Source organism: Pseudomonas sp. Eth.TT006 (assembly GCF_054456575.1).
This window is the reverse complement of record NZ_JBTJEN010000003.1, coordinates 142332-162524: the sequence shown is the minus strand read 5'-3', so window position 1 is coordinate 162524 and position 20193 is coordinate 142332. Positions and strand designations below refer to the sequence as shown.

Annotated in this window: 21 protein-coding genes; 8 read left to right on the top strand and 13 right to left on the bottom strand. The window is 61.5% G+C overall.

From position 1 onward, the window contains the following. Nucleotide 1: 1 nt before the first annotated feature. Nucleotides 2-2635 carry an excinuclease ABC subunit UvrA gene (locus ACXR0M_RS06750; RefSeq protein ID WP_458831074.1) on the top strand — a complete coding sequence of 878 codons (2634 nt, stop codon included), beginning with the start codon at nt 2-4 and terminating at the stop codon, nt 2633-2635. 157 nt (nt 2636-2792) lie between these two features. On the opposite strand, the gene ACXR0M_RS06745 is transcribed toward ACXR0M_RS06750, so the two are convergent. From ACXR0M_RS06745 to ACXR0M_RS06720, 6 genes are read right to left on the bottom strand one after another with little or no spacing between them, the layout of a single operon-like run. Then, nucleotides 2793-4736 carry a response regulator gene (locus tag ACXR0M_RS06745; RefSeq protein WP_458831072.1) on the bottom strand — a complete coding sequence of 648 codons (1944 nt, stop codon included), beginning with the start codon at nt 4734-4736 and terminating at the stop codon, nt 2793-2795. Then, nucleotides 4726-5601 carry a sensor histidine kinase gene (locus tag ACXR0M_RS06740; RefSeq protein WP_458831070.1) on the bottom strand — a complete coding sequence of 292 codons (876 nt, stop codon included), beginning with the start codon at nt 5599-5601 and terminating at the stop codon, nt 4726-4728. Before ACXR0M_RS06740 ends, ACXR0M_RS06745 begins: the two co-directional genes overlap by 11 nt. Then, nucleotides 5594-6604, bottom strand: coding sequence for an ATP-binding protein (locus ACXR0M_RS06735; RefSeq protein ID WP_458831375.1), 1011 nt, complete (start codon nt 6602-6604; stop codon nt 5594-5596). The genes ACXR0M_RS06740 and ACXR0M_RS06735 overlap by 8 nt, the downstream gene beginning before the upstream one ends. Then, nucleotides 6601-7005 (bottom strand): anti-sigma regulatory factor, encoded by a 405-nt coding sequence (locus tag ACXR0M_RS06730; RefSeq protein WP_458831068.1) that lies wholly within the window; start codon nt 7003-7005, stop codon nt 6601-6603. Before ACXR0M_RS06730 ends, ACXR0M_RS06735 begins: the two co-directional genes overlap by 4 nt. Beyond that, complete coding sequence (locus tag ACXR0M_RS06725; protein ID WP_458831066.1) at nt 7002-7364, bottom strand: STAS domain-containing protein; 363 nt, start codon at nt 7362-7364, stop codon at nt 7002-7004. The genes ACXR0M_RS06730 and ACXR0M_RS06725 overlap by 4 nt, the downstream gene beginning before the upstream one ends. 4 nt (nt 7365-7368) lie before the next feature. Then, nucleotides 7369-8220 carry an STAS domain-containing protein gene (locus ACXR0M_RS06720; protein ID WP_458831065.1) on the bottom strand — a complete coding sequence of 284 codons (852 nt, stop codon included), beginning with the start codon at nt 8218-8220 and terminating at the stop codon, nt 7369-7371. A gap of 245 nt (nt 8221-8465) precedes the next feature. On the opposite strand from ACXR0M_RS06720, the gene ACXR0M_RS06715 reads away from it, so the two are divergent. Continuing rightward, nucleotides 8466-8732 (top strand): hypothetical protein, encoded by a 267-nt coding sequence (locus tag ACXR0M_RS06715; protein WP_458831063.1) that lies wholly within the window; start codon nt 8466-8468, stop codon nt 8730-8732. Between the two features lie 56 nt (nt 8733-8788). Here the strand turns inward: ACXR0M_RS06715 and ACXR0M_RS06710 are convergent, their stop codons facing one another. Beyond that, nucleotides 8789-9310, bottom strand: a complete 522-nt coding sequence (locus ACXR0M_RS06710; protein ID WP_458831061.1) for a DUF4142 domain-containing protein — start codon at nt 9308-9310, stop codon at nt 8789-8791. Between the two features lie 204 nt (nt 9311-9514). On the opposite strand from ACXR0M_RS06710, the gene ACXR0M_RS06705 reads away from it, so the two are divergent. Further along, the gene (locus ACXR0M_RS06705; RefSeq protein ID WP_458831059.1) at nt 9515-9757 is read left to right on the top strand and encodes a DUF465 domain-containing protein; all 243 of its coding nucleotides are present in this window, start codon (nt 9515-9517) and stop codon (nt 9755-9757) included. A 109-nt stretch (nt 9758-9866) separates the two neighbouring features. After that, nucleotides 9867-10031 (top strand): hypothetical protein, encoded by a 165-nt coding sequence (locus tag ACXR0M_RS06700; protein WP_458831057.1) that lies wholly within the window; start codon nt 9867-9869, stop codon nt 10029-10031. A gap of 133 nt (nt 10032-10164) precedes the next feature. Here ACXR0M_RS06700 and ACXR0M_RS06695 read toward each other — a convergent pair whose 3' ends face one another. The 4 genes from ACXR0M_RS06695 to ACXR0M_RS06680 all read right to left on the bottom strand — a co-directional run bounded on the left by ACXR0M_RS06695 (nt 10165) and on the right by ACXR0M_RS06680 (nt 15242). Then, on the bottom strand, nt 10165-11229 hold the full coding sequence (locus tag ACXR0M_RS06695) for an SMP-30/gluconolactonase/LRE family protein (protein ID WP_458831055.1): 1065 nt from the start codon (nt 11227-11229) through the stop codon (nt 10165-10167). Further along, complete coding sequence (locus ACXR0M_RS06690; RefSeq protein WP_458831053.1) at nt 11226-12371, bottom strand: sterol desaturase/SRPBCC family protein; 1146 nt, start codon at nt 12369-12371, stop codon at nt 11226-11228. The genes ACXR0M_RS06695 and ACXR0M_RS06690 overlap by 4 nt, the downstream gene beginning before the upstream one ends. A gap of 112 nt (nt 12372-12483) precedes the next feature. Next, nucleotides 12484-13347 carry a LysR family transcriptional regulator gene (locus ACXR0M_RS06685; RefSeq protein WP_045122483.1) on the bottom strand — a complete coding sequence of 288 codons (864 nt, stop codon included), beginning with the start codon at nt 13345-13347 and terminating at the stop codon, nt 12484-12486. A 176-nt stretch (nt 13348-13523) separates the two neighbouring features. Further along, nucleotides 13524-15242: a hydrogenase maturation protein gene (locus tag ACXR0M_RS06680; RefSeq protein ID WP_458831051.1), complete on the bottom strand. Its 1719-nt coding sequence runs from the start codon at nt 15240-15242 to the stop codon at nt 13524-13526. A 345-nt stretch (nt 15243-15587) separates the two neighbouring features. Here ACXR0M_RS06680 and ACXR0M_RS06675 point away from each other — a divergent pair, with 345 nt between their 5' ends. The 3 genes from ACXR0M_RS06675 to ACXR0M_RS06665 are packed head-to-tail and all read left to right on the top strand — an operon-like array spanning nt 15588 to nt 17767. Continuing rightward, on the top strand, nt 15588-16115 hold the full coding sequence (locus tag ACXR0M_RS06675) for a PAAR domain-containing protein (RefSeq protein ID WP_458831049.1): 528 nt from the start codon (nt 15588-15590) through the stop codon (nt 16113-16115). A gap of 12 nt (nt 16116-16127) precedes the next feature. Then, nucleotides 16128-17180, top strand: coding sequence for a hypothetical protein (locus ACXR0M_RS06670; RefSeq protein ID WP_458831047.1), 1053 nt, complete (start codon nt 16128-16130; stop codon nt 17178-17180). Then, a complete protein-coding gene (locus ACXR0M_RS06665; protein ID WP_458831045.1) occupies nt 17177-17767 on the top strand; it encodes a hypothetical protein in 591 nt (196 codons plus the stop codon). Before ACXR0M_RS06670 ends, ACXR0M_RS06665 begins: the two co-directional genes overlap by 4 nt. Nucleotides 17768-17824: 57 nt before the next feature. On the opposite strand, the gene ACXR0M_RS06660 is transcribed toward ACXR0M_RS06665, so the two are convergent. Both ACXR0M_RS06660 and ACXR0M_RS06655 read right to left on the bottom strand, forming a co-directional pair. After that, on the bottom strand, nt 17825-18142 hold the full coding sequence (locus ACXR0M_RS06660; RefSeq protein ID WP_253501224.1) for an SCP2 sterol-binding domain-containing protein: 318 nt from the start codon (nt 18140-18142) through the stop codon (nt 17825-17827). 57 nt (nt 18143-18199) lie between these two features. Then, nucleotides 18200-18910 carry a histidine phosphatase family protein gene (locus ACXR0M_RS06655; protein WP_458831043.1) on the bottom strand — a complete coding sequence of 237 codons (711 nt, stop codon included), beginning with the start codon at nt 18908-18910 and terminating at the stop codon, nt 18200-18202. A gap of 205 nt (nt 18911-19115) precedes the next feature. Between ACXR0M_RS06655 and sohB the strand changes: the two genes are divergently transcribed. Beyond that, nucleotides 19116-20147 carry a protease SohB gene (gene sohB / locus ACXR0M_RS06650; RefSeq protein ID WP_458831041.1) on the top strand — a complete coding sequence of 344 codons (1032 nt, stop codon included), beginning with the start codon at nt 19116-19118 and terminating at the stop codon, nt 20145-20147. Nucleotides 20148-20193: the final 46 nt, after the last annotated feature.

The following is a 20193-nucleotide window of genomic DNA, read 5'->3' as shown; positions in this document are numbered from 1 at the left end:
CATGACTGCCAAACGCACCTCCAAAGCACCCGCCGGCATGGTTCGCGTACGCGGCGCCCGGGAACACAATCTGCAGAACGTCGACGTCGACATCCCGCGCGATGCGCTGGTGGTGTTCACCGGGGTGTCCGGTTCGGGCAAGTCGTCGCTGGCGTTTTCCACCCTGTACGCCGAAGCCCAGCGGCGCTATTTCGAATCGGTGGCGCCGTATGCGCGGCGGTTGATCGATCAGGTTGGCGTGCCGGATGTAGATTCCATCGAAGGCCTGCCGCCGGCGGTGGCCCTGCAACAGCAGCGTGGCACGCCGAGCGCGCGTTCGTCGGTGGGCAGCGTGACCACCTTGTCGAGCCTGATCCGCATGCTCTATTCCCGGGCCGGCAGCTATCCGCCGGGGCAGCCGATGCTGTACGCCGAGGATTTCTCGCCGAACACCCCACAAGGCGCCTGCCCTGAATGCCACGGCCTCGGACGGGTGTATGAGGTGACCGAGGCGCTGATGGTGCCCGATCCGAACCTGACCATCCGCCAGCGCGCCGTGGCCTCCTGGCCGCTGGCGTGGCAGGGGCAGAACCTGCGCGACATCCTGGTAACCATGGGCATCGATGTCGATATTCCGTGGAAGAAACTGCCGAAAACACAGCGCGACTGGATCCTCTTCACCGACGAAACCCCGACCGTGCCGGTGTACGCCGGGCTGACCCCGGAAGAAACCCGGGTCGCCCTCAAGCGCAAGATGGAACCGAGTTATCAGGGCACTTTCACCGGCGCCCGGCGTTACATTCTGCACACCTTCAGCCATTCGCAAAGCGCGCTGATGAAGAAGCGTGTCGCGCAGTTCATGCTCGGCAGCCCGTGCCCGTTGTGCGACGGCAAACGCCTGAAACGTGAGGCGTTGTCGGTGACTTTCGCCGGATACGACATTGGCGAGCTGTCGCGGATGCCATTGTTGCAATTCGCCGAAGTTCTCAAACCCGTAGCCGCAGCCACCTACCTGGAACACACCGAGGAAAGCGGTGAAACCCTCAGTCATGCGCAAACTCGCGAGGCTCGTCAGCAGCGCGTCGCCGGCGGTGCCAGCGGCCACGCCAGCGCGCCGGATGTGCGGCATACGCCGAACCTGTCGCCGGAAAAACGTCTGGCGGCGCAGCGCATTGCCGAGGATTTGCTGGAGCGGGTCAGCACCCTGACCGAGCTGGGCCTGGGTTATCTGGCGTTGGAACGCAGCACGCCGACGCTGTCGTCCGGCGAGCTGCAGCGTCTGCGCCTGGCCACGCAATTGGGCTCGCAACTGTTCGGCGTGATCTACGTGCTCGACGAACCGTCCGCCGGCCTGCACCCAGCCGATGGCGAGGCGCTGTTCGAAGCCCTGCAGCGGCTCAAGGCCGACGGCAATACGCTGTTTGTGGTCGAGCATGATCTGGAGACCATGCGCCGCGCCGACTGGCTGATCGATGTCGGCCCGGCGGCGGGCGAGAAGGGCGGGCGAGTGCTGTACAGCGGTCCGCCGGCCGGGCTGGCTGAAATCGAGGAGTCGCAGACCCGCGCTTATCTGTTCGCCGAAGCCCGAGGCACCTCACGCACCGCACGTAAGCCCAGCGGCTGGCTGAAACTCGAGGGTATCAGTCGCAACAACCTGAACAACCTCAGCGCCGAGTTTCCCCTGGGCTGCTTCACTTCGGTGACCGGCGTTTCGGGCTCGGGCAAATCCAGTCTGGTCAGTCAGGCCTTGCTGGAACTGGTGGGTGCGCACCTGGGGCGTCCAGTCGCCGAGCAGGAGCCGGAAGAACTCAGCCTCGAAGATGACGCGCCGCAGGCCAGCAGTGGTCAGGTGACGGCGGGGCTGGAGTCGATCAAGCGCCTGGTGCAGGTCGATCAGAAACCGATTGGCCGCACCCCGCGTTCGAATCTGGCGACCTACACCGGGCTGTTCGACAACGTGCGTAAATTGTTCGCCGCGACACCCGAAGCGCGGGCGGCGGGCTACGACGCCGGGCAATTTTCCTTCAACGTCGCCAAGGGCCGGTGCCCGACCTGCGAAGGTGAGGGCTTTGTCAGTGTCGAGTTGCTGTTCATGCCCAGCGTCTACGCACCGTGTCCGACCTGCCATGGCGCGCGGTACAACCCGCAGACGCTGGCGATTCATTGGCAAGGCTTGAGCATCGCGCAGGTGTTGCAGCTGACGGTGGCTGAGGCGGTGGAAGTGTTTGCCGAGCAACCGGGAATTCGCCGTTCGCTGGAGGTGCTGCGGGATATCGGCCTGGGCTATCTGCGACTGGGCCAACCGGCCACCGAGTTGTCCGGTGGCGAGGCACAACGAATCAAACTGGCCACCGAGCTACAGCGCAATCAGCGCGGCGCGACCCTGTACGTGCTGGATGAACCGACCACCGGGTTGCATCCGCGCGATGTCGATCGGCTGCTGGAGCAACTGGATAATCTGGTCACGGCGGGGCACACGGTGATTGTGGTCGAGCATGAAATGCGTGTGGTCGCGCAGAGCGACTGGGTGATCGATATTGGTCCGGGGGCAGGGGATCAGGGCGGCAGGATTGTCGCCGCTGGCACGCCGCAGAAGGTGGCAGCAAGCAAGAAGAGCCGGACGGCGCCGTTTCTGGCACGGGCGTTGAGTCGATAACGGCGGCGCCCCGGCTGGCGCCTTCGCGAGCAAGCCCGCTCCCACAGTTTTTTGGCGCTCATAAATCCGTGTAGGAGCTGTCGAGTGCAACGAGGCTGCGACCTTTTGACTTTGACTTTTCAGGATCAGGATCAAAAGATCGCAGCGATGGCGGTTGTCAGGCGCCGTCCAGGGTGCGGCGGACCTTGTCCAGCAGTTCGCTGATCGGGAACGGCTTGATCAGCATATCCATGCCGCTGCCGAGAAACACCTGGCGATTGATCGCGGTTTCGGCGTAACCGGTCATGAACAGAATCGGCAGCTCCTGGCGCCAGCCCCGCGCCACATCGGCCAGCTCGCGGCCGGTCATGCGCGGCAAGCCGACATCGGTCAGCAGCAGGTCGATGCTCGGATCGTTCTGCAAATGTTCCTGCGCGGTTTCGATGTCCGCTGCCTGGGTGCAGCGGTAGCCCGCGTCCTCCAGCACCTCGGTGACGAACATGCGCACCGCCGGCATGTCCTCGACAATCAGCACATGCTCACCGGCCCCTTGCGGATCAACCACGACCGGGGCCACCTCGACGCAGGTCGGATCGCTGGTGGCCGGCAGCATCAGGGTCACTTCGGTACCGCGCCGCGCGACGCTGCGGATGTGTGCATCGCCACCGGATTGGCGGGCGAAACCGTAGATCGTCGACAACCCGAGCCCGGTGCCCTGGCCCAGTGGCTTGGTGGTGAAGAACGGTTCGAAAACCTTGTCGATCACGTTGTGCTCGATGCCGGTGCCGTCGTCGCGCACCGACAGCGCAACATACGCGCCATCGGCCAGGTTCGGATCGCCGTGGGAGTACGCGGCATAGGTGTTGACCCAGATATTGCCGCCCTTGGGCAGTGCGTCCCGGGCATTGATTACCAGATTGAGCACCGCGCTTTCCAGCTGCACCGGGTCGACCAGGGCGATCGCCGGCTTGTTGGTCAGTTCGAGGTTGAGGGTGATGCGCTCGCCGATGGTGCGCACCAGTAACTCTTGCAGCGAGCGCACGTGTTCGTTGATGTCCACCGGCCGCGTGTCCAGCGGCTGCTGCCGGGCGAAGGCCAGCAGACGATGGGTGAGGGCGGCGGCACTGGTGGCCGAACTCAGCGCGGCTTCGGCGTACAACTGCACCTTGTCCGGCCGTGCGTCGGCTACGCGTTTCTGAATCAGTTCGAGGCTGGTGATGATCCCGGTCAGCAGGTTGTTGAAGTCGTGGGCAATACCGCCGGTGAGCTTGCCCAGCGCATCCATTTTCTGCACTTGCAGCAACTGCGATTCAGCGCGTGCGCGTTCGGCGACTTCCTTGGCCAGTTGCGTGGTGGTGTCGTCCAGCCGCGCCAGGTGCGAGCGCTCGCGGTGGCGGTGCTCGGTGACGTCCTCGACAAACACCAGGCTCAACTGCGGCGTGCGGTACGGAGAAATCTGCCACTCGGTTTCGCGCACTTCGCCCTGCACGCGCATGTTCAGCGTGCCTTTCCAGCGCTCGCCATCGACCAGACGCAGGCGCAGCTCATCGAGGATCGCCTGCTGATCTTCGTCAAAGCACTCGCGCAGGGTGTCTTGGGCGCGGTTGTCCTGGATCAGTTGGGTGAACGCGTGGTTGCACTCGTGCACTTTCAGGTTGGCGTCCAGCACGGCAATCGGCGCCGAGACATTGATGAAAATTTCGCGGAAGCGCGCCTCGCTCTCACGCAGCGCGTTTTCCGTGTCGCGCACGCGCAGCAGGGTGCGCAGGGTGGCCAGCAGCACGTCCGGGTCAACCGGGTGAATCAGGTAGGCGTCGGCACCGGCGTTCAGGCCGGTGATGATGTCGCCGGTCTGGATCGAGGCGGCGGACACGTGAATGATCGGCAGCAACGCGGTGCGCGCATCGGCACGCAGGGTGCGCACGATGTCGAAGCCGCTCATGTCCGGCAGGTTGACGTCGAGGATCAGCGCATCGAGCGGCTCGCTGTCGATCAGGGCCAGACCTTCGCTGCCGGTGCCGGCCTCCAGCACCGTGTAGTCGTGGCGTTCCAGGCGCCGGCGCAGGGCATAGCGGGTGGCGGCATTGTCGTCGACGATCAACAGACGGATGTCACGCTTCATCGTCGTTCTCCAGGGCGAGCGCCAGCGGAATGATCACGAAAAAGGTCGAGCCGATCCCCGGTGCGCTGTCCATCCCGACCTCACCGCCGAGCAGCGCAGCGAAGCGCTTGCACAGCGACAGGCCGAGGCCGGTGCCGCGCAGGCGCTTCTGCAGCGGCGAGTCGACCTGGGAGAAGTCTTCGAACAGGGCGCCATGCAGCTCCGGGGCGATACCGATCCCGGTGTCGCTGACCGCGAAACGCACCCGATCCGAGCCTTCGAGGCGCGCCGAGATCCGCACTTCGCCGCGGGTGGTGAACTTCAGCGAGTTGGAAATGAAATTGCGCAGGATCTGCCCGAGTTTCTTGTCGTCGGTGTACAGCCGGGGCAGGCCGACCGGCTCTTCGAAGATCAGATCCACAGCCGAGGCGTCGACGATTGGCCGGAACATGCCGCGCAAGGCGCTGAACAGGTCGAACATGTCGAACCACGCCGGGGAAATGCTGATCCGTCCGGCTTCGATCTTCGCCAGATCGAGCAAGTCATCGACCATGTCGCTGAGTTCGCGGGCGGCGCTGCTGACGAACGCCACCTGCTTGTGCTGCTCGGCACTCAGCGGACCGTCGAGTTCGTCGGCCAGCAAGCTGTTGATGCTCAGAATCGAACCCAGCGGGGTACGGAATTCGTGGCTCATGTACGACAGGAAGCGGCTTTTCAGGTCTGAGGCCTGGCGCAATTCTTCGGCCTGGGTGTCGAGTTCGGCGTACAGCGCCAGCACGCCCTGATTGGTTTCTTCGAGCTCTTCGCGCAGGGCCGCGTTCTCGCCCTGCAACCGGGCGATCAGCGCAGTCTGCTCGGCGGGGTTCAACGTTGGCGACTCAGACATGCGCGGCCTCCAGTTCAACGACCAGCACCGTGACATCGTCGCGCCCGCGGCAGAAGTCACGGTGCAGCACGCCAGCGATCACCGCCGGATGACGGTGCGCCAGCCCGGGATAGTCTTGAAGATTCCAACGGGACTGCAAACCGTCGCTGTACATGATCAATAGGTGTCCGTTCACGTGAGCATAGTCAAAGGGCTGGGCTTTGCGGTATTGGCCGCCGACGATGCCCGGGTGCGAGGCCAGGCCGCGGGACTTTTCGGCGCTGATCAGATTGGCGCCGATGTTGCCGATCCCGGTGTAGGTCAGACTGTCGCGGGCGGCATTGAACTGGGCAAACGCTGCCGCGCCGCCACGGGTGCCGAGCATGTTGCGGTGCATGTCTTCCATCAACATGACCGGACTGGCGAACGGGGTTTGCGCGAACACCTGTGCGCCAGCCTTGGCCGCTCGTTCAGCATCCTCACCATGGCCGAGGCCGTCGATCACCAACGCACTGATGCTGGCGCCGTGGTAAGCCAGATGCCAGCCGTCGCCGCAGGCCGGATCGTTGTGCAGCGAGTGCTGGCTGACCCCGTAACGCAAGTCGGGCTGGCGCTCGCCGCGTGGATACAGACGCGCCAGCAGCACCGCGCCACGGGTGTCGGCGTACACGTCGAAGACCTCGGTCTGGCGTGCCACCGCGCCCAGGCCGATGCCCTGGGTCCCGCCAGTGGAAAAACCATCGGGCAGGCAGGCGTCCAGGTCAAAACCCTGGGCACGGTCGACCGCGAGCATTTCGATGCCGGCGCCGTTACTACGCGGCAACGGGCGCAGGTGAAACTCGCCGTGGCTGGCGTGCTTGAGCACGTTGCTCGCCAGTTCGGTAGCAACCAGCGCCACGCGTCCGGCGTCGGTTTCATCGAAGCCCAGTTGCTCGGCCAGCCGTTGCGCGGTACGCCGCGCATGGCCGATCTGGCTGCTGTCTTCAATCAGCAGGACCTGGGTCAGCGACCCGCTGATAGTTATGTCCATCGCGTGATCGTTATGCGCGTGCCCTTGCCGGGTTCGGTGTCCAGTTCAAACTCTTCGACCAGACGCTTTGCCCCGGTCAGGCCCAGACCCATGCCGCTGCCGGAGGTCCAGCCGTCGGTCATCGCCAGTTTGAGATCGGCAATGCCGGGGCCTTCGTCGCGGAAGGTCAAGCGCAGACCGACCTTGGGACCGTCATCGAGAATCTGCCAGTCCATATCGCCGCCGCCACCGTACACCACGGTGTTACGTGCCAGCTCGCTGACCGCGGTGACCATCTTGGTCATGTCGATCAGGCGCATGCCGCACTCGGTGGCGAGCTTACGGGCCGTCTGGCGCGCGAGCACGACATCCTGCTCGAGGCGAATCGGCTGAGTACCGTTGCTGCGCACGATCATGGGCGGTTTACTCGTTCCTGCAGCCGTTGCATTCCGCGTTCAACGTTCAACGCGGTGCTGACGCCGGGCAGGGTCAGACCGAGTTCGACCAGAGTAATCGCCACCGCCGGCTGCATGCCGACCAGCATGGTTTCGGCGTCCATGATTTTCGACAGGGCCGAGATCGTGCTGATCATGCGGCCGATGAACGAGTCGACCATGTCCAGCGCCGAGATGTCGATCAACACCCCGCGCGCCGAGGTCTTGCTGATGCGTTCGGACAAATCGTCCTGCAGGTTCAGGGCCAGTTGGTCATGCATGTCGACCTGGATGGTCACCAGCAAAAATTTACCCATTTGGAGAATCGGGATGCGCTCCATGGGCTCAGACCGCTTTGCTGAGGCTGACGCCCAGGCGGGTGAGGGCGAGCTTCAGCGCGTCGGCGAGGTTGGCTTTGGTTACCACGCCTTGCAGGTCCAGACCCAAGTGCACGATGGTCTGCGCAATGGCCGGGCGGACGCCGCTGATGATGCAGTCGGCGCCCATCAGGCGAATCGCCGTCACGGTTTTCAGCAGGTGCTGGGCGACCAGGGTGTCGACAGTCGGCACACCGGTGATGTCGATGATGGCGATTTCCGAACCGGTGTCGACGATGCGTTGCAGCAGCGATTCCATCACCACCTGGGTGCGTTGCGAATCGAGGGTGCCGATCATCGGCAGCGCGAGCACGCCATCCCACAGCTTGACCACCGGGGTGGAGAGTTCCAGCAGTTCTTCCTGCTGACGCTTGATCACCGCTTCACGGGATTTCTGGAAGGTGCGGATGGTGTGCATACCAAACGCGTCGAACAGCTCGGAGATTTCCCACAGTTGCTCGGCGAGCAGCGCCGGTTGTTCACGGTAATGCTTTTGCAAAAGGGCAAACAGCGGGCCCTTGAGGGCGAAAATGAAGCTCGCGGTCTGCTGCGAATCGTGGCCGAGCAAGGCGCGGCTGTGCGAGAGCTTTTCGAGGAACTGGCGGGTGGCTTCCCAGCCCGGCGCGTTGATGTTGTTGCCGTTGTCGGCGTGCAGGCCGGCGATGACCAGTTGCAAGAACTCGCTGGTCTGCTGTTGCAGGTCGTGGTCCTTGAGATTACGGCTGGCGCCGCTGGCTTGCAGGCCGTTGATCCATTCGCCCAGCAGTTGGGACTGTTGGATCTTCATCGCGTCGAGTGTGCTGTTCTGCAGTGCTGCCATGTGCCTGTTGCTCCGAAACGAATTGGGGGCCGAATCTGTGAAAAGTGACCGGCAAGAACTCAGTGACCTTTGCCGTCTGAAATAGTTGTACGTGCCCGAATGGATATTTTGTTCTGGCGCAAGGCGCGCCCGGTTGACTCTGGTTGGTGTGCGCGAAACCAGCGATGTATTGAACGTTGGCGCTACCCAGGCTTCGAATCTGCAAGGCCGACGGGTTTCAGTCGGTGATGAAAAACGAGGTGCCTATGAACGAGCAGACCGAGCAGCAAAATCAATCCGCAGATTCGATCAACCGCAATGACCCGGCGATTGACCCAAACGTGCCGGGGCAGCCCGCGCCGACCCAGAAACAGGGCAGCGGCGATCAGGCACAGAGTGCCGATCCGGCGGTGGATCAAAAGAACCGCCATACCGACAACGACAACGAGTTCAGCCCCGGTTTCGAACCGCAGCCTGAGCGTGCCCGGCCGGGTGAAGAGACGGACGCGGATATTGACACAGACGGGGGCTGATCACAGCACAAACAACAAGGCCGCATTCAATGAATGCGGCCTTTTTCGCTACGCGATTACTTGCTTGGATGCTTGGCCTGCAGCTCTTTGGCGGCGGTCAAGTGTTTTTCCAGCGCCGGCAGCATTTTCTGCGCGAAGGCTTTCAGCTCAGTGGCGCCTTTGGCCTTGTCGTCGGTGACGGTGTTGGCCTCTTTCTTGAACAGTTCGATGGTTTCTTCGTGGGCCTTGACCTGGTTGTTGGCATAGGCCGCATCGAAGGACTCATCGCGCATGTCGAGGATCTTTTCCTTGGCCTGCTTGACCAGGGTGGTGTCGTCCGGCACCTCGATGCCATTGGCCTTGGCAATGCTGGCCAGCTCATCGTTGGCCTTGCTGTGGTCGGTGATCATCATGTTGGCAAACGCCTTGATGTCGGCCGACTGGCTTTTTTCCAGGGCCAGGCGACTGGTCTCGATCTCGGCGATGCCACCGGCGGCAGCGTTGTCGACGAAGCTGTTCGAGGTGGCGGCGAAAGCACTGCCCATGCCGCTGCTCAATGCAACTGCCAGAACCAGATGACGCAGGTTGAATCCGTCCATTGGTGTTTCTCCACTCAGGTTATTGTTGAGGTTATTCAATGGAGGCGGCGGGGCGGGCAAAGGTTTGATCGCATTTCCGACAGGGCGACGAACGGCAACCGCTGGTCTGACAGGAGGTCGACAGAACGCCCCGACCAAGGCCATTCTGAGACGGGCCGACGCTATCGATTGCGGCGGCTGTCGATCAACTGACGGAGGTGTTCCATGCCGGTGACCCATGACCTGTACCAGGACTTGAGCTGCACGAAGGAAGAGATCCAGCAAAAACGCACCGAGGATCCACGACTGGATTCACTGATCAACAAGTATTTCGAGGCCGACGCCGACGTGGTCAAAGCCGAAACCGCCACCTCCGACGCCCCCAGCGACGACGCACTGAAAAAACTCAAGGACAAGCGGCTGAAGATCAAAGACGAGATTGTCGACCATTTGCAGGCGCCGTCCTGAGCGCCGGCTGATCCGCCGACCTGCGGTTGCGGATCAACTGGAACGACCAGCCCCTTCGGCACCTCGAATGTTCAGAGTCTGCATTCCACGACTCGTTGCGAGGTGCCTCATGACCACACCCAGATTCCCCAGTGAAGAGCAGGGCGCATTCGACCCGGTGCCGACGCACCCGGAGCCCAACAGCCCGGCGCGCACTACGAAGTTGCCGGAAGAGCCGGACCAGGAGATTCCTGAAGACGAGGATCCCGAAAAGTTCGATAGATCCGGCAACTGACAGACCGCTATCGCTGGCAAGCCAGCTCCCACATGGTTGCGGATGGACCAAAAGTCATCAGGCTCTCACAAATCCTGTGGGAGCTGGCTTGCCAGCGAGGGCGTCAGTCAGGTCAGCACAAAAACCTGCAGACTCACTTCAAAGCTTCCGCCAACCGCAACCGCCCCATATGCGATGCCTTCAGCGACCCCAGATACAACCAGTCGCCATACTCCCGCGCCGTGGTGATCGGCGAGTAATTGCCGCTGCTGGCGTCCTGCAGATTGGCGATTACCTTGCCCTGCAGATCCAGTCCCAGCACAAACCCGCGTTTCTCCACCGGTTTGGGCAGCACGCTCAGTGCAATCATCTTGCGCAGCAGCGGATGCCCGGCGCTGGCATCAAGCAAGGCGTTGCGCGGCGCATAGAGCGCAACCCAGAAGCGGTCTTTGCCATTGAACGCAAGGTTGTCCGGCAGCCCCGGCAGGTTATCGATGAACACATCCTGGGTGCCTGCCTTGGGACCGCTCAGCCAGTAACGGCTGATGCGATAGGCGCCGGTTTCATTGACCAGCACATAGGCGCCGTCCGGGCCAAGGGTCACGCCATTGGCAAACTGCAGTTTGTCCAGCAGCACGCTGGTCTTGCCGGTCTGAAAGTCATAGCGCAGCAGGCGCCCGTCGCCGCCGTGCTCGATGATTGCCTCGCCGTCATGGCCGTAACCCCAGCGGCTGCTGGCGTCGCTGAAATAGGCGTAATGCCCGGACTGGTCGATGGCCACATCATCGGTGAAACCGAACGGCACACCGTTGGCTTCGGTCGTCAGCGGGATCAGCCGACCCTGGGCGTCGAGCGAGAGTAAACCCTTGACCGCGTCGGCGATCACCAGCAAGCCGTTGGGATGCCGCGCCAGCCCCAGCGGACGGCCGCCGGTGTCGCTCAGCACCTGGCGGGTTTTGCCGTCGAGGCTGGTGCGAATCAGTCGCCCGTCGTGCAGGCCGGTGATCAGGAAGTCGCCTTCCAGCAACAGGGCTTCGGGGCCGTCGATATCGCCCGGACCGACCTGCTCGACCGCTTTTAGGCGCTGGTTTTCGGCGTACACCCCGTCTTTCAGCGGCGGAGCTGCTGGCGGCTTCCAGGCCACCGGTTGCACTTTGGTCGGCATCAACAACAGGAACGCGATCACCAGGATGAGCAGTAGCAACAGCACGCGCTTCATGACGTCTGCCCCGTCAGCGCCAGGCGTTGCATGGCCCTGTCCCGCAGGGCCTGCATCGATGTAGCCGATTCGCGTTCGATGCGTCGTTTCAGCAGCAACTGATTGGCAACGCGCATGCCCAGGCTATCGAATCGATAATCCAGAGTCCGCACAAACCGCGTGCCCTCGGCGGCAGCCGTGCATTCGTAAGTCAGTTGCAGCGATAAACCCTGATCGCCGCGCGCCCGCGCGCACCAGCGCCGGCCGGGCAGGTATTCGCTGACTTCCCAGCGCAAGTGCCCGGCGCGCCCGCCGGCACGGATGTCTTCTTCGAAGCGTGCGCCGGCCTGCAGCGGGCCTTGCGGGCCGTCGATCTTCAGCGACGACGGGTGCCATTCGGGCCAGTGCTGGACGCTGGCGGCGTAACGAAGCACGGCGACCGGTTCGCCGGCGATGTCGATCTGGTGCTGCATGCGGGTCATGGGCGATCTCGAAGAGTGCAACGGGGCGGGTGGTGGCTCCCAGTACAGGGTGCCGAACAGGTAATCCATCAGTGGCAGAACGATATTGAAATTGCGCTCCTGCATGCGCTCGCGACGGTGATGCAGTTCATGCAGATGACGCATCTGGCGGATCCACGGCAGGCGACTCAGCGGATGCTGCGGCGGCAGATGTTCGCACGCATGGAATACCTCGTAAGTCAGATAACCCAAGACCATGCAGGCGCCGAACAGTCCGGCGACATTGGCATTGAGCTGCGCGAGCAGCCACCACAGCGGCAGGGTGAAGAGCAGCGTGTGCACGACGATCAGCCAGGCCGGAAACAGAATCACCCGCCAGTCGCGCGCGCCGTCGTAGGTCATGTGTCCGGGGGTGAAAAAGCTGTGATGGTCACCGGCATGCCGTGCGTAAAACAGCTTGGCGAAAGTCTTTTTATGGTGGCCGAGATGGCGATGGACCATGTACACGGCAAAGTTGAACCACAGCAAAGTCGCGGGCACGCTCAGCCATTCCAGCGGCTGAACCTGCTGCACGTTGCTGCAGAACGCGCCGATTGCCAGCACCCCGAACAACAGCACGAACGCGCCGTGCAGCCACGGGTTGTAGCGCGGATGGATCGCCGCCCGGTAGCGGCTGCGAAATGCCTCGGTGGTCTGCCTCACTCCATTCACCTGCGGGTATTGTTGTTATACCCGGCAGCGTAGCCGATCCGGTCGCGGGTGCAGACCGGACGTTGAGGTCAGTTGTGCCATGCTCCGGTACAGAGCGACCGCTTCAGCTCAACGGGTTCCAGCGCTGCGACCAGTCATCATCGGTCGCGATCACCTGACGCAGCAGATCGAAGGCCTGCTGCAGCGTCGCCGAATCACGTTCGCGGGCGTACACCAGATAGGTCGGGTAGCCGAATTCGGGGGCCTTGGTCACCGCTTCCAGCGCACCGGTTTCCAGATAACTGCGCACCACGCGCGTGCGGAAGTAGCCGCTGCCGCCGTGTTCGAGGATGTATTGCAGGGCCAGCGGGCCGAGGTTGAAGCTCAGAGCAGCCTTGGCTTTGTCGGGCAGGGCGGCGTCGTGCTGGCGGCGGAAGTCCGGACCCCAGTCGATGTAGACGTAAGGATCCGGGCGGTTCGGCGCGCGCACCAGAATCAGTTTTTCCTCTAGCACTTGCTCGACTTGCAGGCCGGGCCAGTATTCCGGTTGATACACCAGCGCGGCATCGAGCACGCCGAGTTCGAGCTGACGCAGCAGGTTTTCACCGTCGCGGATTTCCATACGCAAGGCGTGACCGGGGATCTTCTCGCGCAATTCGGCAGCCCAGCTGAGCATCAACGGGTTGCACAGGCTGACCTCGCCGCCGATGTGCAGCACGTTGTGATAGCCGTCCAGCAGCGGCAGATCGCGCCGCGCCGCTTCCCAGGTCTGCACCAGTTGATTGGCGTAGACCACGAACGCTTCGCCATTGGCCGTCAACTTCGCCCCGGCGCGATTGCGCACGAACAGGGTACTGCCCAGCTGACTTTCGAGTTTCTGCACCCGGGCGGTGATTGCCGTTTGCGTGACGAACAGCTTCTGCGCCGCCGCAGCGAGACTGCCGTGACGGACGATTTCCAGAAAAGTGCGGGCGAGGTCGATGTCCATGGGCGGGCCGGTGTTTGAGGTGCGGGCATTGTAAGGGCCGGCTTGATACCGCGTCATCGTTCATCGCTGGCAAGCCAGACTCCCACAGGGTTCCGTGTTATTCACGAATGTCGTGTATGACACAAAATTTGTGGGAGCTGGCTTGCCAGCGATGAGGCCGTGGTGGGCGGCGAAGATCAGCCCGCCAACTCGACCGAACGCACCCGCGCCCAGTCCGCCACCAGCCGCGCCGGGGTGCCGCAGGCTTTGCGCTTGTAGACGAAATGGCTGCACTTTTCGGCGAACTGGTTGCGGTTGTAGAGCATGTCTTCCTGCATCTCTTGCAGTTCGTTGTCCCGGCATTGCTCGATCAGCTTCTGGTCTACACGCAACTTGCGTTCGCGCACGGCGGCATAGGTCGGATCGGTCAGTGCGGCGTTGGCCCGTTGCAGCAGCCACAGCGAAAACTCGTCCGGGCAGCGCGGGCCGATTTCCTGGACCATGCCCAGTTGCAGCGCCTGTGTGGCGCTGACCGGCAGGCAGGCCTGGGTCAGTTGCTCGGCCATGGCCGGGCCGACCGCGCGGGGCAGGCTGTAGGTCCAGTATTCCGAACCGTAGAGGCCCATGCTCTTGTAATGCGGATTAAGCACGATGTCGGCGCGGGCGAAGACGATATCGGCAGCCAATGCCAGCATCACGCCGCCGGCCCCGGCATTGCCGGTCACGCCACTGACCACCAGTTGCCGTGCGCTGAGCAGTTCGGCGCAGACATCGTCGATTGCCTGAATATTCGCCCAGGCCTCGGCGCCCGGGTCCTGCGCCGCCTGAATCACGTTCAGGTGCACGCCGTTGGAAAAGCTGCCGCGCCCGCCCTTGATCAACAGCACCCGAGTGTCCCGCGACTTGGCCCAGCGCAGCGCTTCGACCATCCGCTGGCACTGTTCGGTGCTCATCGCGCCGTTGTAGAACTCGAAGGTCAGCTCGCCGACATGCCCGGATTCACGATAACGGATCGGCTGATAGGCTTCGTCGTTGAACGGCTGGCTGGCGATCGACCAGTCGAGCGTCGGCACGTCGGACAATTGCCCGGCCAGCACATGCCGCGCCGGTTGCTTGAAGGTTTCTTCGCCCGGTTGCGGTTTGCGCCGCAGCGAACCGATCCACAGGCTGTGATCGCCGGTGGCAACCAGCACTGCGTCGTCGTGCACGGCGAGGATTTCGCCGGGGATGCCGGTGCGCTGATCGAGGTGCGCGTCGTACACGTAATACTGCCCGCCGGCCAGACTCGCCAGCACGCCGGGCTGGCCGTCAGCAGCGTCGATGCAGCGCTTGATGAAGCGCGAGCAGTCCTGCCAGCTGAAGGTGCGGTCGGCCTGCTTCATGTTCGGTTGCAGGCGGCCGCGGACCTTCGGGTCGGTGTAGTCCAGCGCGACTGGAACAAAGCCTTCGATGAATTTCTCGACCACTTCGCGAATGCAGCGGATCGCCGCGTCGCTGACCCGGCCGTTGTACAGCTCGGACTTGCGCAAACCCTGTGGCAGGTTGAATTCGCAGGTGGCCCAGACCGGGCCGGCGTCCATTTCCTCCACGGCTTGCAGTGCGGTCACGCCCCAGCGGGTCAGCTCGTTGCTGATCGCCCAGTCCAACGCGCTGGCGCCGCGGTCGCCGACGATGCCCGGGTGGATGATCACCACCGGACGCCGCGGATTGCTCCACAGGGCGTGGGGAACGCGGTCCTTGAGGAACGGGCAGATCACCAGATCGGCGCCACTGTTTTCAATCTGTTCGCATACCGAGGCTTCATCGGTGAACACCACCACACTGGGTGAGTGCCCGGCCTGGCGCAGTTCCAGCCAGGCGCGTTGGGTCAGGCCGTTGAACGCCGATGACAGCAGAATAATCTTCAGTGATCGCATGGTTTTCTTCCTTGAAGGGGTAGCCGCGGGCTCTCGGTGAGCCGTCCTTGGCTTTCGATGGAGCGTGCAGATTAAAGAGTGCTTCGGGGAAGGCAACTGATCCGGGTCAAGGTTGTGTCAGTCAATATTTCTGCGGCGACGGAAGGTCTTGTTCTTGATGGTTTGATTATCCTGATGTGTGCTCAGAAAGAGGGCCTGTTTGTGAGGGCGCACCACCTGGAGGTGAAGGCTTATTGGCGACGTCGTATTGCCACAGCGTTTTGCCCGACACCCCTGCCGACAGACTTTTAACCGTCGTGCAGATCCGGTACATTCCGCGCCCTGGCCAATACAAGGAAGTAGATGATGGCAAAACCTGCCGCTCGACTCAGTGATCTGAATGCCTGTCCGGTGACCGGTCACGGAACCAATCCGAGCACCAGCGGTTCACCCAACGTGAACATCAACGGCATGCCCGTGCTGCGTGTCGGCGATAGCACTGCTTGCGGCGACTCGGTCACCGAAGGCATCAGCAACATCCTCATCAACGGCAAACCCATTGCCTTTCTCGGCAGCGCCACCGCTCATGGCGGCATGATTATCACCGGTTCCGGTGACGTCTTCGTCGGCACTGCAGTCGGCTCCGCGCCGTTCACTCCGATCATTACCGTGCCCAAGCACAGCGAGCGCTTCCAACTGGTCGATGAAACCACGGGAGAAGCCATTCCCGGCATGCTCTATTGCATTGAAACCGGCGATGGTCAGCGCCTTGTCGGCCACACCGACAATTACGGTAACGCTGCACGGGTGTTCACCGCCGATCCAACGTCCATTGTCGTGCAATGGGGCAAGGATGCCGCCGCCCACCTGGATGCCTTGGGCATCGCTTATTAAGGGAGGTCAAGCGTGGCGCCACCGAAGAAAAAACAGGGCAAGACCAGCGATCAGCACGGCACAACGCAGGTCAAGGGCACACTCAAATACGATTACGTCACCGTGGTGGGGTCTTACCACATTGGCCGCTGGACGGAGTTTCGCGGGAATTACGGCAATAAGATGAGTTTCATCAACCAAGGTGTAGGCCAGTTGAGAGAATACTCCGAGCTTAAAAAGGGGTCAGCGGACAAAGTCTTTTTTCTGCTGTTTGTCGCAGAGTACGACGCCAAAATGCGCGCCACGCTTAAGCAGCTTGTCGTTAACACGTACAAAGCTGAATACCTTGAGATTGATTCCGCCGCTGAACTGGTTACTTTCATAAACAAGCGAGTCGAGGAAAAGCGAGAGATCAAACAGCTCGACATCTTTGCCCACGGCGTGGTGTTCAACATCGAGTTCGGTTACGAAATCGAAGGAAAGGATGTCAGTTATCGCTTTGGGCCTGCCCAGGTCAGTCAGTTGCAGCCTGATGCTTTTGCCTGGGGGGCCAACATCTTTTCGTACGCGTGCCGAACCGGTTTGGGAGTAGATGAGACGGCGCTGGTCAGTGAAGGCCAAGAGCATTACGAACTCAGCCTTGCACAGAAACTTGCCGATACCACCGGAGCAACCGTTCATGCCTACCCGCGGCGAAGTCTCTACGACCAAACGTATGGCAGCGATGCAGAACGCGATGGCCTGGAGGGGGCGAAGGCGCGTATGGCATCCGACGCACGAGCCAAATCTGCATACTTGATCAAGAAGGCTGGTTACGAACGACGTCTCGCTGAATACAGATTGTCAAAGAAAGACGACACCTTGGAGCTGCCGGGAGAAACAGCTCCGGTTCAGCCGCCGGCGCTGGCTACCGAAAACGACAAAAAACTGTTGATGCATGCCCAGAGTCGCGCAAAAAACGAGAAAAACATGAGCTATCCGCTGGACGATTATGGAGCAGTCGGGAAGGTGCGTTCAGGCAATACGCCACTGGGACCTCCGAAGCAGCAGCTGAAATTTAAAAAAGGGCAACCGGTACAGCCATGAGTATTGAATTTCGCAAGCGCCTGGGTGCCATAGCGGCTTTTTTGCTGGTTATTAGTGCGACAGGTTTGTATCTGCACACAAGGGAAAATGCGATGAGCGAGAAAGTGATGATGTATTACGGCGACTGGAGCCCGGAAGAAAACCGCTTTGACGCCTCAAAGTGGTTTCGAAACGACATGTACCGTAGTGATATTGTCGACGGAAAAAAAAGCCCCGTAACCATGCTGCGTAACAGACCATTACCTTTCAAACCTAGCGACAACGACGCGTTGGTAGCCGGCGCTATAGTTGCCCTTGAGGCGGCGGAACCACCGGTCAATGGTGATTTGCTTGGCAAGGAATGGCCGATGCTGGTTCCACGTACTCGTTATCGCTACAGCGCTTTTGAGGCACCGGATCAGCCGCAGGATTATTACAATATCTACTTGAAGTATCAGGGCGAACGCTACGTCATCACTTTCGCCCGCAATGCTCAAACCGGTGAAATCATTCCTGGGGGCAGCGTCCAGATAATGTATTCCGAGAGTGAGACCCAGATCGCTGATCGACAGGTTTTCAAGGAGCTGGACGACGCCGGCATCCATTGACTCTGAAACGACAAATCCCGCCATCAAGGCGGGATTTGTTTGTACTGCACCGCAGTCTTACGACGGGAACAGCTCGGACAGTTTCATCGACAGCATCATGTCGCCCTCAACGCGCAGCTTGCCGCCCATGAACGCCTGCATGCCGTCGGTTTCACCGCTGACGATACCTTTCAGGGTTTCGCTGTCCAGTACCAGCGTGCAGTTGGCATTCGGGTTTTCGCCTTCCTGGATGTCGCAAGTACCGTCTTTGACGATCAGCGCGTACTGCTTGTCTTCGTCGGTGATGTTGAAACCGAACACCAGATCCAGACCGGCAGCGGCGGCTGGGTTGAACTTGGCTTGCATCGCTTTTACGGCATCAGCTACGGAGGTCATGGTTCGATCCTTTCTTGGTTTGCTGGTTGATTGCAGCAGGGTCACAGTAAGCCGGACTCAACGGTACGTGATGAGTTCCGGGGCCTTCAGCAGTTGCAGGTGTGCATGACTGTTGAAGGAAGCCAGAGCCACCTCGCGCCCGCGGAATTTCAGCTGGTTGAGCGAGGTGTTGACGATTTGCCAGTTCAGTTCGAAGGCCTGTCGGGCAGGCATTCGGGTAATCAGGTGGAGCAGGGCGGTGATGGTGCCGCCGGAGGTGAATACGGCGATTTTCTGCTTGTCGTCGGCCCGTTCGAGAATGCGCTGCAGTCCGCCCTGAACCCGCTCGACGAATCCCAGCCAGCTTTCCAGCCCCGGCGTGTCGTAAGTGCCGGCCAGCCAGCGCTCGATAACCAGAGCGAAAATGCGCTGAAACTCCGCGCGGTTCTGTGCGGCGTTGCGCAAGACGTCGATGGCTTCCGGTTCGTCCGCCAGCATCGCCGGGATCAGCGCGCGGATCACCGCGTCGGCGTCGAACTCGTTGAACGCGGCGTCGGTTTCCAGCGTCGGAACCGGCAGGCCCTTGGCGGAGAATTGCTCCAGCGCGCTGGCCGCCGTGTGCTGCTGGCGACGCAGATCGCCCGACAGGCAGCGATCGAAGCGGATGCCCAATTCGGCCAGGTGCTGACCGAGGATTTCCGCCTGGCGCACACCGATCGGCGAGAGGACGTCGTAGTCGTCCGCACCGAAGGAGGCCTGGCCATGTCGTATCAGATAGATGCTGCCCACGTCCGCGTCGTCCCGGTACGTTGAAGGTTGAGGCGAGGTTATGAGGATGACGGAGTGCTGTCAATGAAAAAACATACGCTTGTTTGAAATGCTCGTTACAGGCCTGTTGCCGGAAGTTTCATGGCTGGCCGACGACGCAGTGCATGGGTATGCTGGGCCTATCCCGCGCGAGTTTTGCTTGCGTGCATTGTTTTAAGGAGTCTCTGTGGAGTTTTTCACCGAATACGCCAGTTTCCTGGCCAAGACCGTAACCCTGGTGGTCGCCATTCTGGTGGTGCTCGCCAGTTTTGCTGCATTGCGCAGCAAGGGCCGGCGCAAGTCGTCGGGGCAGTTGCAGGTCAGCAGGCTCAATGATTTCTATAAAGGCTTGCGCGAACGTCTGGAGCAGACCCTGCTCGACAAGGATCAGCTCAAGGCGCTGCGCAAGGGCCAGGCCAGGTCGGAAAAAAGCGAGAAGAAGCAAAAGCACAAACCGGAGGCCAAACCCCGGGTGTTCGTGCTGGATTTCGACGGCGACATCAAGGCCTCGGCCACCGAGAGCCTGCGCCACGAGATCACCGCGCTGCTGACCCTCGCTACTCCCAAGGACGAAGTGGTACTGCGTCTGGAAAGCGGTGGCGGCATGGTCCACAGCTATGGCCTGGCATCGTCGCAACTGGCGCGTATCCGCGAGGCCGGCGTGCCGTTGACCGTGTGCATCGACAAGGTTGCAGCCAGTGGCGGCTACATGATGGCCTGCATCGGCGAGAAGATCATCAGCGCGCCGTTCGCGATTCTCGGGTCGATCGGTGTGGTTGCGCAGTTGCCTAACGTCAACCGTCTGCTGAAGAAACACGACATCGATTTCGAAGTGCTGACCGCCGGTGAGTACAAGCGCACCCTCACCGTGTTTGGCGAAAACACCGAGAAGGGCCGGGAGAAGTTCCAGGAAGATCTCGACATCACTCACCAGCTGTTCAAGAACTTCGTGGCTCGCTATCGGCCGCAACTGGCCATTGATGAAGTGGCCACTGGCGAAGTCTGGCTCGGCGTTGCGGCGCTGGACAAACAACTGGTCGACGAACTCAAGACCAGCGATGAATACCTGGCTGACAAGGCGAAGAAAGCCGAGGTTTACCATCTGCATTATGCCGAACGCAAAAGCCTGCAGGAACGCATAGGCATGGCGGCCAGTGGCTCGGTGGATCGCGTGTTGTTGAACGGGTGGAGTCGTTTGACCCAGCAACGCTTCTGGTAAACCAGACTGCAAAAAGACCCTTCATTGTTTTGCACTGAAGGGTCTT